Annotated in this window: 14 protein-coding genes; all 14 read left to right on the top strand. The window is 64.2% G+C overall.

All coding sequences use genetic code 11. The features are described 5' to 3' along the window. The first annotated feature begins 12 nt into the window (after positions 1-12). The 14 genes from AB0L58_RS33465 (at position 13) to murA (ending at position 12713) form a co-directional block, all read left to right on the top strand. The gene (locus tag AB0L58_RS33465) at positions 13-678 is read left to right on the top strand and encodes an L-threonylcarbamoyladenylate synthase (protein ID WP_364393239.1); all 666 of its coding nucleotides are present in this window, start codon (positions 13-15) and stop codon (positions 676-678) included. Positions 679-718: 40 nt separating this feature from the next. Next, a complete protein-coding gene (locus AB0L58_RS33460; protein WP_040687108.1) occupies positions 719-1861 on the top strand; it encodes an MraY family glycosyltransferase in 1143 nt (380 codons plus the stop codon). 25 nt (positions 1862-1886) lie between these two features. Further along, the gene (locus AB0L58_RS33455) at positions 1887-2342 is read left to right on the top strand and encodes a hypothetical protein (RefSeq protein WP_364393237.1); all 456 of its coding nucleotides are present in this window, start codon (positions 1887-1889) and stop codon (positions 2340-2342) included. Between the two features lie 244 nt (positions 2343-2586). Then, on the top strand, positions 2587-3435 hold the full coding sequence (atpB, locus tag AB0L58_RS33450) for a F0F1 ATP synthase subunit A (protein WP_354961200.1): 849 nt from the start codon (positions 2587-2589) through the stop codon (positions 3433-3435). Between the two features lie 72 nt (positions 3436-3507). Continuing rightward, a complete protein-coding gene (locus tag AB0L58_RS33445; protein WP_063047767.1) occupies positions 3508-3756 on the top strand; it encodes an ATP synthase F0 subunit C in 249 nt (82 codons plus the stop codon). A 7-nt stretch (positions 3757-3763) separates the two neighbouring features. Continuing rightward, positions 3764-4324: a F0F1 ATP synthase subunit B gene (locus AB0L58_RS33440; RefSeq protein ID WP_364393234.1), complete on the top strand. Its 561-nt coding sequence runs from the start codon at positions 3764-3766 to the stop codon at positions 4322-4324. 19 nt (positions 4325-4343) lie between these two features. Next, complete coding sequence (locus AB0L58_RS33435) at positions 4344-5150, top strand: F0F1 ATP synthase subunit delta (RefSeq protein WP_364393232.1); 807 nt, start codon at positions 4344-4346, stop codon at positions 5148-5150. A gap of 50 nt (positions 5151-5200) precedes the next feature. Continuing rightward, entirely contained in the window at positions 5201-6838 is a 1638-nt protein-coding gene (atpA, locus tag AB0L58_RS33430; protein ID WP_364393230.1) for a F0F1 ATP synthase subunit alpha, read from the top strand. A 131-nt stretch (positions 6839-6969) separates the two neighbouring features. Then, positions 6970-7941 (top strand): F0F1 ATP synthase subunit gamma, encoded by a 972-nt coding sequence (locus AB0L58_RS33425; RefSeq protein WP_364393226.1) that lies wholly within the window; start codon positions 6970-6972, stop codon positions 7939-7941. An 18-nt stretch (positions 7942-7959) separates the two neighbouring features. Beyond that, a complete protein-coding gene (gene atpD, locus AB0L58_RS33420) occupies positions 7960-9402 on the top strand; it encodes a F0F1 ATP synthase subunit beta (protein WP_364393223.1) in 1443 nt (480 codons plus the stop codon). Between the two features lie 6 nt (positions 9403-9408). Beyond that, positions 9409-9783, top strand: coding sequence for a F0F1 ATP synthase subunit epsilon (locus AB0L58_RS33415; RefSeq protein WP_040687139.1), 375 nt, complete (start codon positions 9409-9411; stop codon positions 9781-9783). 274 nt (positions 9784-10057) lie between these two features. After that, on the top strand, positions 10058-10480 hold the full coding sequence (locus tag AB0L58_RS33410) for a DUF2550 domain-containing protein (protein ID WP_040687141.1): 423 nt from the start codon (positions 10058-10060) through the stop codon (positions 10478-10480). 160 nt (positions 10481-10640) lie between these two features. Next, positions 10641-11222: a cob(I)yrinic acid a,c-diamide adenosyltransferase gene (locus AB0L58_RS33405; protein WP_364393220.1), complete on the top strand. Its 582-nt coding sequence runs from the start codon at positions 10641-10643 to the stop codon at positions 11220-11222. Positions 11223-11453: 231 nt separating this feature from the next. Further along, complete coding sequence (murA, locus tag AB0L58_RS33400) at positions 11454-12713, top strand: UDP-N-acetylglucosamine 1-carboxyvinyltransferase (protein ID WP_364393218.1); 1260 nt, start codon at positions 11454-11456, stop codon at positions 12711-12713. Positions 12714-13106 lie beyond the last annotated feature (393 nt).

Here is a 13106-nt window from a genome sequence, read left to right as displayed (position 1 = left end):
AGGATGGTGGCCGTGAGTACCGTCTACGACTGCGCGGATCCCGACTCGCGCGCCGCCGGACTGACCGCGGCCACCAGCGCCCTGAAATCCGGACGTTTGGTCGTACTACCGACCGATACCGTGTACGGCCTGGCCGCCGACGCGTTCGATTCCACCGCGGTGAGCGATCTGCTCGCCGCCAAGCGGCGTGGTCGCGATATGCCGGTACCGGTGCTGGTCGGCTCGTGGCACACCATCGACGGTCTGGTGTTCTCGGTGCGCCCGCAGGCCCGCGAGCTGATTCGGGCATTCTGGCCCGGTGGGCTGAGTCTTGTTGTGCAGCAGGCGCCTTCGCTCGCCTGGGACCTCGGTGACACCCGTGGCACGGTCATGCTGCGGATGCCACTGCACCCGGTCGCACTGGAACTGCTGCGCGAGGTCGGCCCGCTCGCGGTCTCGAGTGCCAATGTCTCCGGACAGCCCCCCGCCAAGACCGCCGCCGAGGCGCGCGATCAGCTCGGTGATCTGGTCGGCACCTATCTCGACGGCGGCCCGGCCGAACACGCGGTCGCGTCCACCATCGTCGACCTCACCGCGGATCAGCCGCGGATCCTGCGCGCGGGCGCGGTGCCGGTCGGTGATATCGCCGATGTGCTCGGGATGTCCCCGGAGGCGCTGACCAGCGTCGCGACGCGGTGACCTCGGGACGCAGTGATCGTATGGCGGATCAGATAATCGGATGATCGGTTCGGGTGCGGTAGTTCCATTGCGCGAGCTGCTGCTCGTGCTTCTCATCTCGGGCACGGTGACCTTTCTGGCCACCGGCGGAATTCGGGTGCTCGCCATCGCCTTCGGCGCGGTGGCGGTGCCGCGCGAGCGCGATGTGCACGTCAAGCCGATTCCGCGCATGGGCGGTGTCGGCATGTATGTCGGGGTAGTCGCGGCCGTGCTGTTCGCACACCAATTGCCCGCGCTGCGAAGAGGTTTCGATTACGCGCCGGATATTCCGGCGGTGCTGGTCGCGGCCACGCTCATCGTGCTCGTCGGTATCGTCGACGACCGCTGGGGCTTGGACGCGCTGACCAAATTCGCGGGTCAGGTCACCGCCGCCGGTGTGATGGCGGTCATGGGCCTGAGCTGGTACGTCATCTACAACCCGTTCAACGACACCACGGTGGTGCTGGACGCGCTGCAGGGCGGCCTGGTCACGGTCGGCATCACTGTGACGCTCGTCAACGCGATGAATTTCGTCGACGGACTCGACGGTCTCGCGGCCGGGTTGGGTCTGATCTGCGCGGGTGCGGTCTTCGTATTCACCGTCGGCCTGCTCTACAGCCAGGGCGGTTCGGTCGACACCTATCCGCCAGCCCTGCTCGCCGCCGCCCTCGCAGGCGCCTGCATGGGATTTCTGCCACACAACTTTTCGCCCGCTCGGATATTCATGGGCGATTCCGGTTCGATGTTGATCGGGCTCATGCTGGCCGCCGTGTCGACGGGCGCCTCGGGCCGAATCAATTTGGCGGGCTACGGACCTCGCGATATCGTCGGTCTGCTTTCACCGCTGCTGCTCGTCGGCGCGGTGATGTTCATTCCGGTATTGGATCTGCTGTTGGCGATCGTGCGCCGGGTTCGTGCCGGTGTGAGTTTCTCGACACCGGACAAAATGCACTTGCATCACCGGCTGTTGCAGATCGGACATTCGCACCGCCGCGTTGTGCTGGTGATCTATTTGTGGGTCGGCGTGCTCGCCTTCGGTGCCGTCGGAACTTCGCTGATCCATGATCGTCGGATTGTGGTCTTGATGATGGCGGGCGGGCTGGTTTTCGCGCTGGTGGTGACCGCCATACCGGGCCTGCGGCGCAAGGAGCCCGCGGATTCCTGAAGCAAGGCCCGGTAAAGTTCAGCTCGTGAGTCTCACTAACCCCGTCCCCGGTCCCGACGCCCCACTCAAGGCGGCGCTGCGCTACGGCGTGATCGGTCTGGCCGTGTTGGTGGTGCTTTCGGTGGCCATTGCCTCCGCCGTCGCGGGCCTGGCCGGACTCTGGGGGGCACTGCTCGGCGCGGCCATCGGCGGCGGCTTCATTCTCACCACCGCGGCCGTGGTGCTGTTCGGCGCGAAGCTGCCGGCGAGCACCGCGGGCCTGGTCATGCTGGTGAGTTGGGTGGGCAAGCTGCTGGTCGCGATGATCGTGATCGCGGTGCTGCAGCGGTTCGACTTCTACGACCGGATGGCACTGTTCCTGACTGTCGTCGGGTCCTTGCTCATCGTGCTCGGCGCGGAGACGTATGGTGTTCTGCGGCAGAAGGTTCCGTACGTAAACGTACCGACCGGTGAGTCCGATTTGCCCTCTGCGCAGCAATAATCGCACCCACCTACACGCTGTCGTAGATAACTTGGTAAAGTGTTGGTAAGCAAGCGACCAAGTGAGGGGGATCACCGAGATCCCGCCGAGTGGCAGCTATGCTTACTGCCGTACCGGGCTCCGAGAGGTTCCGGTTCTGCATGTCGACGAATGTCGCCGACACTACGTACAGACGCCCATGCGGGTTGCCGCACAGCTGCTGACGAATTTTCGAGCCGACCTGAGTCGACCCAATTGATCGTCAATGTCCGATCGAACCGCGGGAATGACCGTACCCGCGGCCCGAACACGGGAGAGAACGCTGAGCGTCACCACTTTGGCGGGCGAGTTCCACGCGCCATCGCTGTCCGACTTCTTCCCTCCAGCAGTGCTGTTCGAGGGTACGCCGTTCGAACTCGACCGTTTGATGCTGATCCGGCTGCTGATGACCGCCGTGCTGGTGCTCGTCATGGTGCTGGCATTCCGCAATCCTCGCATCGTCCCGCGCGGTCTGCAGAACATCGCCGAAACCGGTTTGGTCTTCGTCAAAGATCAGATTGCCGAAGAGGTGCTCGGTAAAGAATCCGGTCGCAAGTACCTCCCGTTGATCGCGACGATCTTCTTCGCGGTTCTCTTTCTCAACTTCTCCGGCATCATTCCGGGACTGAACATCTCGTCGAACGCCCGAATCGGCATGCCGCTGGTGCTGGCCCTCATCGCGTACCTCGCGTTCAACTTCGTGGGTATCAAGAAGTACGGGTTCGTCACCTACATGCGCAGCAGCATCGTCGTTCCGAATGTTCCGCCCGCATTGCACGTGTTGCTGATTCCGATCGAGTTCGTCTCGACGTTCATCCTGCGTCCGTTCACGCTGACCGTCCGACTCATGGCGAATATGCTGGCCGGCCACATCATGCTGGTGCTGTTCTTCAGCGCCACCTGGTTCTTCTTATTCGATGCCGCGGCCTGGATGAAGGTGTTCTCACCGTTCTCGCTGCTGGCCGGACTCGGGTTCACGCTGTTCGAAATGCTGGTCATCTTCCTGCAGGCATACGTTTTCGCGCTGCTGACCGCCGTTTACATCGGACTCGCGCAACACGCCGATTCGCACTGACCGCACAACTACCGGATATCTGCTGCACCACGCCGACCGGCGGGTGAGCAAAAGAAAGGGAATGGAAGACTCATGAGCCTCGCGTACCTGGCCCAGGAAGCCGCCACCACCACCGAGAAGTTCAAGGGCTTCGGCGCCATCGGCTACGGTCTCGCCGCCATCGGCCCCGGCATCGGCGTCGGCATCGTGGTCGGTAAGGCCATCGAGGGCATCGCCCGGCAGCCCGAGCTCCAGGGCACCATCCGCACCAACATGTTCCTCGGTATCGCGTTCACCGAGGCCCTCGCCCTGATCGGCCTTGTGGCCGGCTTCATCTTCTGAGATTGCTATGAGCACGCTTTCTATGCTTGCGGCGGAGACAGGGGAGGACATCAATCCCCTCATCCCCGAGACCTACGACATTGTCTGGTCGGTGGTCTGCATTGCGATCGTCGGCGCCATTTTCTACAAGTACGTCATCCCCCGCCTTATCAAGGTGTTGGATGAACGTGCGGACAAGATCGAGGGTGGAATCCAGCGGGCCGAGGCCGCGCAGGAAGAAGCCCAGCTGACGCTGCAGCAGTACCAGCAGCAGTTGGCTGACGCCCGGCTCGAGGCCGCGCGCATCCGTGAGGACGCACGCACCCAGGGCCAGCAGATCCTCGCGCAGATGCGCGCGGAAGCACAGGCCGAAAGCGACCGCATCGTCGCTGCCGGTCACAGCCAGCTGGAAGCACAGCGCCAGCAGATCCTGACCGAGCTGCGCGCCGAAGTCGGCAAAACTGCCGTCGATTTGGCCGAAAAGATTATCGGACAGTCGGTTTCGGACGAAGCTAAGCAAGCGGCATCGATCGACCGGTTCCTGTCCGAACTCGATCAGTCGGATGCCGGCATCGGGGTCGGAAGGTAGCGACGCGAAAGTGAGAAGCATGTACGCAGCGAGCCGCGAGGCAAGCTCCCGGGCACGGGAGGCACTTCGGGCCGCTCTGACCGGAAGCGACAGTGTTGCGGCCACGACGGGGTCGGAACTGTTCGCCGTTGTCGCCGTGCTGGATGACCAGCGTTCGCTGCGTGTTGCGCTCGCGGACGTGTCGGTGCCCGGCTCGGCGCGCGCCGAACTCAGCGAGCGGGTCTTCAGCGGCAAGGTCAGCCCCGCCACCCTGGCGGTGCTGACCACCGCGGTGGCCCAGAACTGGTCGCGCACCGCCGATTTGGTCGACACCCTGGTGTTGCTCGGCCAAGAGGCGTTGCTGGAGTCCGCTGCCGACAGCGGACGGCTCGGGGCGGTCGAGGACGAATTGTTCCGGCTCGGCCGGATCATCGGCGACAATCCCGAACTCGAGCAGGCACTTTCGGATCGTGCGAAGCCCGCGGCGGCCAAGCGCGAACTGATCGACCGGCTGCTCGCGGGCAAGACCGAGACCATCACCCGGACCCTGGCGGACCAGGTGGTCACCCGGTCGACGAATATCGGCGGCGCGTTCGGCGAGCTGTCCGATCTCGCGGCCGCGCGGCGCGACCAGATCGTCGCGCATGTGCGTGCCGCGGTCACGCTGACCGACCAGCAGCGTGACCATCTCGGGGCGTCGTTGCAGCGCATCTACGGCAAGCCCGTCACGGTGCACGTGCAGGTCGATCCGAGTCTGCTGACCGGCGTCGTGGTGCGGGTCGGTGACGACCTGATCGACGGTAGCGCCACCGGCCGCTTGGAACGGCTGCGTCGGGCCCTGGCCTGACGACTCATCCTCCCCCGACATTCAGACCAGACAGCGAGAGCAGGAAGACTATGGCGGAGCTGACGATCTCCACCGATGAGATCCGTAGCGCGATCGAGAGCTACACCCAGAGCTACACCCCCGAGACCTCCATCGAAGAAGTCGGTGTCGTCACCGACACCAGCGACGGCATCGCGCACGTCAGCGGCCTGCCCTCGGCGATGGCCAATGAATTGCTCGAGTTCCCGGGTGGTGTGCTCGGCGTCGCGCTGAACCTCGAGGACCGTGAGATCGGTGCGGTCATCCTCGGTGAGTTCGCGGAAATCGAAGAGGGCCAGCAGGTTCGCCGCACCGGCGACGTGCTCTCGGTCCCCGTCGGTGACAAGTTCCTCGGCCGCGTGGTCAACCCGCTCGGCCAGCCGATCGACGGCCTCGGCGAGATCGAGTCCGAAGAGCAGCGCGTGCTGGAGCTGCAGGCCGCGACCGTGCTGCAGCGGCAGCCGGTCGAGGAGCCGCTGGCGACCGGCATCACCGCCATCGACGCCCTGACCGCCATCGGTCGTGGTCAGCGTCAGTTGATCATCGGCGACCGCAAGACCGGTAAGACCGCGGTCTGCATCGACGCGATCCTGGCGCAGAAGGCGAACTGGGAGACCGGTGACCCGAGCAAGCAGGTTCGCTGCATCTACGTCGCGATCGGCCAGAAGGGTTCCACCATCGCGGGCGTGAAGACCGCGCTGGAATCGCACGGTGCGATGGAGTACACCACCATTGTCGCGGCCCCCGCTTCGGACTCGGCCGGCTTCAAGTGGCTTGCGCCCTACACCGGTTCGGCGATCGGCCAGCACTGGATGTACCAGGGCAAGCACGTCCTGATCGTGTTCGACGACCTGACCAAGCAGGCCGAGGCCTACCGCGCCATCTCGCTGCTGCTGCGTCGTCCGCCGGGCCGCGAGGCGTACCCGGGTGACGTCTTCTACCTGCACTCGCGTCTGCTGGAGCGTTGCGCGAAGCTGTCCGACGAGATGGGCGCCGGCTCGATGACGGGTCTGCCGATCATCGAGACCAAGGCCAACGACATCTCGGCGTTCATTCCGACCAACGTCATCTCCATCACCGACGGCCAGGTCTTCCTCGAGTCCGACCTGTTCAACAAGGGTGTCCGGCCGGCGATCAACGTCGGTACCTCGGTCTCCCGTGTCGGTGGTGCCGCCCAGACCAAGGGCATGAAGAAGGTCGCCGGTTCGCTGCGTCTGGAAATGGCACAGTATCGCGAGCTGGAGGCGTTCTCCGCCTTCGCCTCCGACCTCGACGCCGCCTCCCTCGCTCAGCTGGAGCGCGGTGCCCGCTGGGTCGAGCTGCTCAAGCAGGACCAGTACTCGCCGGTTCCGGTCGAGGATCAGATCGTTTCGATCTTCCTGGTCGACGCCGGCTACTTCGACTCGGTTCCGGTTGCCGATATCCGTCGCTTCAACGCGGAACTGCTCGAGGATCTGCACCGCAGCGCGGCCGACGCCTTCAAGTCGATCGAGGGCGGCAAGGTCCTCGACAACGAGAACGGTGATGCCATCAAGGCGGCCACCGACAAGTTCAAGCAGGGCTTCCTCGCTTCCGACGGCTCTCGCGTCGTGAACGAGGCCGCCGCCGGTGAGCTCGACCACGAAGAGGTCGAATCGCTGTCGGTGACCCGCAAGCACGTCGAGAAGTAATCGAGCCAGCTGATGCGCTATTGGATCCGCAGCATGAGCGACGGGCACGGAGGCGGCAGCCTGCGTAACCACGTAGTGCCCCGCGAATGCTGCAAATCAGATGCCGCGAATGAAGGGAGTGTGAACCGCTGATGGCAAGCTTGCGTGAATTGCGCTCCCGCATTCGTGGTGTGAGTTCGATCAAGAAGATCACCAAGGCCCAGGAGCTGATCGCGACCTCGCGAATCTCCAAGGCTCAGGCCAGGGTTGCGGCCGCGAAGCCGTTCGCCGAGGAGATCACCAAGGTCCTCAGTGAACTGGCGAGTGCGTCGACGAGTCTGTCGCACCCGCTACTGACCGAGCGGGCCAACCCCCGCCGCGCCGCGGTCCTGGTGATCACCAGCGACAGCGGTATGTGTGGTGGCTACAACTCCAACGTGCTCAAGCGCGCGGAGGAGCTCATGGTCACCCTGCGTGGCGAGGGCAAGGAGCCGGTGCTGTACGTGATGGGCAACAAGGGCCTCACGTACTACACCTTCCGGAATCGGCCCGTGGTCAACGCGTGGACCGGGTTCTCCCAGCAGCCGAAGTACAACGATGCCACGGCCGCGTGCCACCACCTGGTGGACGCGTTCATGGCGGGCTCCGAGCTCGAGATTCCGGCCCCGAACGGGGTGGGCAATATCGAGGGCGTCGACGAGTTGCACATCGTGTACACCCGTTTCGTCTCGATGCTGACCCAGACCCCCGAGGTCCGTCGCCTGGCCCCGATCCAGGTCAGCTATGTCGACGAAGACTACGACATGGGTGAGGACAGCTTCACCGACTCGCCGACCGCGGAACTCACCGCGCAGTACGAGTTCGAGCCCGATGCCGATGTGCTGCTGGCAGCGCTGCTGCCCAAGTACATCAACACGCGCATCTACTCATCGTTGCTCGAGGCAGCGGCATCCGAGTCCGCGGCTCGGCGCACCGCAATGAAGGCAGCCACCGACAACGCCAACGAACTGGCCAATGTGCTTACCCGGCAGGCGAATTCGGTGCGGCAGGCCCAGATCACGCAGGAAATCAGCGAAATCGTCGGCGGCGTCAACGCGCTGGCTTCGAGCTCGGACCGCGACTAAAGGCGCAGGAAGAGAAAAATGACCGCAGCAGTCACACAAGAGAGCCGGACCGGCGCGAAAACAGGTCGCGTCGTCCGCGTCATCGGCCCCGTCGTGGACGTCGAGTTCCCGCGGGGTGCCATCCCTGAGCTGTTCAACGCTCTGCATGCCGAGATCACCTTGACCTCGGTGGCCAAGACCCTGACCCTCGAGGTCGCCCAGCACCTCGGTGACAACATCGTGCGCACCATCTCGATGCAGCCCACTGATGGTCTGGTCCGTGGCGCCGCCGTCACCGACTCCGGCAAGCCGATTTCGGTGCCCGTCGGCGACGTCGTCAAGGGCCACGTCTTCAACGCCCTCGGCGACTGCCTCGACGCGCCGGGTACCGGCCGCGACGGCGAGCAGTGGGGCATCCACCGCAAGCCGCCGAGCTTCGACCAGCTTGAGGGCAAGACCGAGATCCTCGAGACCGGTATCAAGGTCATCGACCTGCTGACCCCGTACGTGAAGGGCGGCAAGATCGGTCTGTTCGGTGGTGCCGGTGTCGGCAAGACCGTGCTGATCCAGGAGATGATCACCCGTATCGCGCGTGAGTTCTCCGGTACGTCGGTGTTCGCCGGCGTCGGTGAGCGCACCCGTGAGGGCACCGACCTGCACCTGGAAATGGAAGAGATGGGCGTCCTCCAGGACACCGCCCTCGTCTTCGGCCAGATGGACGAGCCGCCGGGCACCCGTATGCGCGTCGCGCTCTCGGCCCTGACCATGGCCGAGTACTTCCGTGACGTGCAGCACCAGGACGTGCTGCTGTTCATCGACAACATCTTCCGGTTCACCCAGGCCGGTTCCGAGGTGTCCACCCTGCTCGGGCGCATGCCGTCGGCCGTCGGCTACCAGCCGACGCTGGCCGACGAGATGGGTGAGCTGCAGGAGCGCATCACCTCGACCCGTGGTCGGTCCATCACGTCGCTGCAGGCCATCTACGTGCCCGCCGACGACTACACCGACCCCGCCCCGGCGACCACCTTCGCCCACCTCGACGCGACGACCGAGCTCTCCCGCCCGATCTCGCAGAAGGGTATCTACCCGGCCGTCGACCCGCTGACCTCGACCTCCCGCATCCTGGAGGCATCGATCGTCGGTGCGGAGCACTTCCGGGTCGCCAACGAGGTGAAGCGGATCCTGCAGAAGTACAAGGAACTGCAGGACATCATCGCCATCCTCGGCATGGACGAGCTCTCCGAAGAGGACAAGGTCCTCGTCGGCCGGGCCCGTCGTCTGGAGAAGTTCCTCGGCCAGAACTTCATCGTGGCCGAGAAGTTCACCGGGCAGCCGGGTTCCGTGGTGCCGCTGACCGACACCATCGAGGCGTTCGACCGCGTCTGCAAGGGCGAGTTCGACCACTTCCCGGAGCAGGCGTTCAACTCCTGTGGTGGTCTCGACGACGTCGAGGCGGCCGCGAAGAAGATCGCCGGAAAGTAGTCACCCATGGCGGAGATGTCAGTTGATCTGGTCGCCGTCGAACGCTTGCTCTGGTCCGGCCAGGCGACGTTCGTCAGCGCGCAGACCACCGAGGGTCAGATCGGCATCATGGCGGGTCATGAGCCGCTGCTCGGCCAGCTGGTCGAGGGTGGCATCGTGAGCATCGTGCCCACCGAAGGTGAGCGGATCACCGCGGCGGTGCACGGTGGGTTCTTCTCGGTGACCGCGACGTCGGTACGGGTGCTGGCCGAATCCGCGGAGTTCGCCGACGAGATCGACGTCGAGGCGGCCCGTCGGGTGCTGGCCGACGCCGATGCCTCCGAGGAGGCGAAGATCGCGGCCCAGGGCCAGGTGCGCGCGGTCGAAGAGGCGAAGGCGTAGTACCGCACCAGGATTGGGTACCACCCGGTAGCTCGGCGCTGTCGGCGGCGAAGGAATTCGCCGCCGACAGCGCCGTTTCCGGATTCGAATCTTCAAAGACAAGGCCCCACCATTTGTAAACTCGGGGCCATGGTTGAATGGCCGGACGCGGTGTGAGCATCAGGCCCGGAGACGGCAGCCTGCGTAGCCATGGAGGGCCTGCGAACACCGCCATCGAATACCGCGTCGTCGACACGGCGGCGGAACGAAGGGACGAACGGCATTGCAGACCGGGATGGTTCTCCTGATCATTCTGGTGCTCACGCTCGTTCTCTTGGCGTTGGCCTCCACCTATCGACTGATCATGTTGCGCCGCGGCGGCACCGCCGCGATTCTGCGGGTGCTCCCCGCGCGCGGCGGCCAGGGGTGGCGGCACGGACTGATTCGATATGACGAGGATCGTCTCGTCTTTTACAAACTCTCCAGTCTGAAACTGGGCCCCGATTCCACCATTCGACGCCAGGGCATCGAGATCGGTGATCGGCGCGGCCCGCGTGGTGACGAATACGACATCATGACCGACGAGATCGCGGTGACCGCGGTTTCCGATAATGACGGCAATTACGAACTGGCGCTGGACCGCGGCTCACTCGCGGCCTTTCTGTCCTGGGTCGAATCCCGACCGTCGGATCGCACTCGTCGGCTCCCCGGACTCTAGGCTCGTCCGCCTCCCCGAATCTTTAGGCGCCAGACTCAGACGCGCAACTGTGACATTGGCGGTCAGCGGCAGGGCTGTGGGGCACGTCAGCCCGTCCCCGACGAGTTACCCATGTACTCGCGAAATCAGTTGTGGCGTGTGCAGCGATAGGGTGGGTCACGTGAGTGTGCATCTGACGCGGATCTATACGCGGACCGGCGACGATGGGACAACCGGTCTCAGCGATTTCTCGCGGGTGGCCAAAACCGATCCGCGGCTGGTGGCTTATGCCGACTGTGATGAGACGAATGCCGCCATCGGCGTGGCTGTCGCGCTCGGTGACCCCGCCCCGGAGTTGCTGAAGGTATTGCGTCAGGTGCAGAACGATCTGTTCGACGCGGGCGCGGATCTTTCGACTCCGGTTGTCGCGGAGCCGAAGTATCCGCCACTGCGCATCACCCAGGCGTATATCGACCGTCTCGAAGCGTGGTGCGATGAGTTCAATGCCGAACTGCCCGCGCTGAATTCGTTCATTCTGCCCGGAGGCACGCCGCTGGCTGCTCTGCTGCACACCGCCCGCACGGTGGCACGGCGAGCGGAGCGTTCGGCGTGGGCCGCGGTGCGGGCGCACCCGGACGATACGAACACCCTTCCGGCGAAGTACCTGAACCGTCTCTCCGACCTGCTGTTCATCCTCAGCCGTGTCGCCAATCCGGGCGGTGACGTGTTGTGGAAGCCTGGTGGCGAACAAGGTGGTTCGTGAACTGTCCGATCCGCACGACTGATCTGGTGTCGGTAACTTCTGAGCGAGACCTGTCACAGGGCTGCGACCGGCCGTCCGCCGGCAATTGTGGGCGGCGCGACACACGCAAAAGTTGCTGGACACCCGGAAATGCGTCCCAGCTACCTGGATATAACCCCGGCACTGCTACCACCGGCCCGCAACGCAACTATCCTTTGCACCAACAGTGCGCCGAATACGCGGAGAGGCGGCATGGAACGGTTTTTGGTTACTGGCGGGAATCGACTCGTCGGTGAAGTCTCGGTCGGGGGTGCGAAGAACAGCGTCCTCAAGTTGATGGCGGCTGCATTGCTGGCCGAAGGCACGACCACCATTACGAATTGTCCGGACATCCTCGATGTGCCGTTGATGGGTGATGTGCTGCGCGGCCTCGGCTGCGACGTCACGATCGATGGGTCGATCGTCACGATCAACACGCCCGCGGAGCCCAAGTACCACGCGGATTTTCCGGCGGTGACGCAGTTCCGCGCTTCGGTCTGTGTGCTCGGTCCGCTGATGGCGCGGTGTAAGCGAGCCGTTGTCGCACTGCCCGGCGGTGACGCGATCGGTTCGCGGCCATTGGATATGCATCAGGCGGGTCTGCGTCTGCTCGGCGCGACCAGTGAAATCGAGCATGGTTGTGTGGTCGCGCGCGCGGACGAACTGCAGGGTGCGCGGATCAGACTGGACTTTCCTTCGGTGGGCGCGACGGAGAACATTCTCATGGCGGCCGTGCTGGCCGAGGGGGAGACGGTCATCGACAACGCGGCCCGTGAACCCGACATCGTCGATCTGTGCAACATGCTCGTTCGGATGGGTGCGCGGATCAGTGGCGCGGGTACGTCGGTGCTCACAATTCAGGGGGTCGAGCGCCTCCAACCGACAACCCACCGGGTGATCGGTGACCGGATCGTGGCCGCGACCTGGGGGATCGCCGCAGTGATGACCATGGGTGACGTCCGGGTCTCCGGTGTCAACCCCAAGCATCTGTCCCTCGTACTGGACAAGCTGCGCTCGGCCGGTGCGCGTATTTCGTTCGAACCGGATGGTTTCCGGGTGATCCAGGCCGATCGGCCGCGTGCGGTGAATTTCTCGACATTGCCTTTCCCGGGATTCCCGACCGATCTGCAGCCGATGGCCATCGGTCTCGCGGCGATTGCGGACGGCACCTCGATGATCACCGAGAACATCTTCGAGGCGCGCTTCCGTTTCGTGGAGGAGATGATCCGGCTGGGCGCCGACGCGCGGACCGATGGACATCATGCGGTGGTGCGCGGAATTCCCCGGCTGTCGAGTGCGCCGGTGTGGTCGTCGGATATTCGGGCCGGCGCCGGATTGGTACTTGCCGGTCTGGTTGCCGATGGCACCACCGAGGTGCACGACGTCTTCCACATCGACCGCGGCTATCCGAATTTCGTTGAGCAGCTGCAGGCCTTGGGTGGTCGAGTGGAGCGAGTCGGTGCGGCGGATTGATCATGTGAACGGTAGGCGACTTTCCCCTCTCACCGAAAACCATTCCTGACCAGGCGATTTGACATCGTGCACACCGACACGTAACTTTATTCGAGTCAGAGCGACACGGACACCGACCCGGGGCCAACGCGCTGAGCCGTAAGGCTGTGCGAAGGACCAGGGAAACGAGGTAGGACGTTGAGCGCCTGGCGATCACACTAGCTCGAACGAGACTCCAATTTTGAATTGGGTTCACGGCTGAGCTAAGCTGGAAAAGTTGCCTCACCGATCGACCGGGATCAAACCTGTAAGATGGTGTGTGCGTGTGTTCTTTGAGAACTCAATAGTGTGTCGATGAATGTCAGTGCCAAATATTTTTTGGTTCCGGCTCTCTCATACCCCCGTGTGGTGAGG

It is taken from the genome of Nocardia sp. NPDC052112 (genome assembly GCF_040680135.1).
In the GTDB taxonomy this organism is placed as follows: Bacteria; Actinomycetota; Actinomycetes; order Mycobacteriales; family Mycobacteriaceae; genus Nocardia.
The sequence above is the reverse complement of the archived record's forward strand: the minus strand, read 5'-3'. Positions and strand labels throughout refer to the sequence as shown.

What these genes read in the sequence shown, in the direction of transcription:
- AB0L58_RS33460 (WP_040687108.1), top strand. Translation starts at nt 719, where the DNA reads ATGATCGGTTCGGGTGCGGTAGTTCCATTGCGCGAGCTGCTGCTCGTG.
- atpB (WP_354961200.1), top strand. Translation starts at nt 2,587, where the DNA reads ATGTCCGATCGAACCGCGGGAATGACCGTACCCGCGGCCCGAACACGG.
- AB0L58_RS33445 (WP_063047767.1), top strand. Translation starts at nt 3,508, where the DNA reads ATGAGCCTCGCGTACCTGGCCCAGGAAGCCGCCACCACCACCGAGAAG.
- AB0L58_RS33440 (WP_364393234.1), top strand. Translation starts at nt 3,764, where the DNA reads ATGAGCACGCTTTCTATGCTTGCGGCGGAGACAGGGGAGGACATCAAT.
- AB0L58_RS33435 (WP_364393232.1), top strand. Translation starts at nt 4,344, where the DNA reads ATGTACGCAGCGAGCCGCGAGGCAAGCTCCCGGGCACGGGAGGCACTT.
- atpA (WP_364393230.1), top strand. Translation starts at nt 5,201, where the DNA reads ATGGCGGAGCTGACGATCTCCACCGATGAGATCCGTAGCGCGATCGAG.
- AB0L58_RS33425 (WP_364393226.1), top strand. Translation starts at nt 6,970, where the DNA reads ATGGCAAGCTTGCGTGAATTGCGCTCCCGCATTCGTGGTGTGAGTTCG.
- atpD (WP_364393223.1), top strand. Translation starts at nt 7,960, where the DNA reads ATGACCGCAGCAGTCACACAAGAGAGCCGGACCGGCGCGAAAACAGGT.
- AB0L58_RS33415 (WP_040687139.1), top strand. Translation starts at nt 9,409, where the DNA reads ATGGCGGAGATGTCAGTTGATCTGGTCGCCGTCGAACGCTTGCTCTGG.
- AB0L58_RS33410 (WP_040687141.1), top strand. Translation starts at nt 10,058, where the DNA reads ATGGTTCTCCTGATCATTCTGGTGCTCACGCTCGTTCTCTTGGCGTTG.
- murA (WP_364393218.1), top strand. Translation starts at nt 11,454, where the DNA reads ATGGAACGGTTTTTGGTTACTGGCGGGAATCGACTCGTCGGTGAAGTC.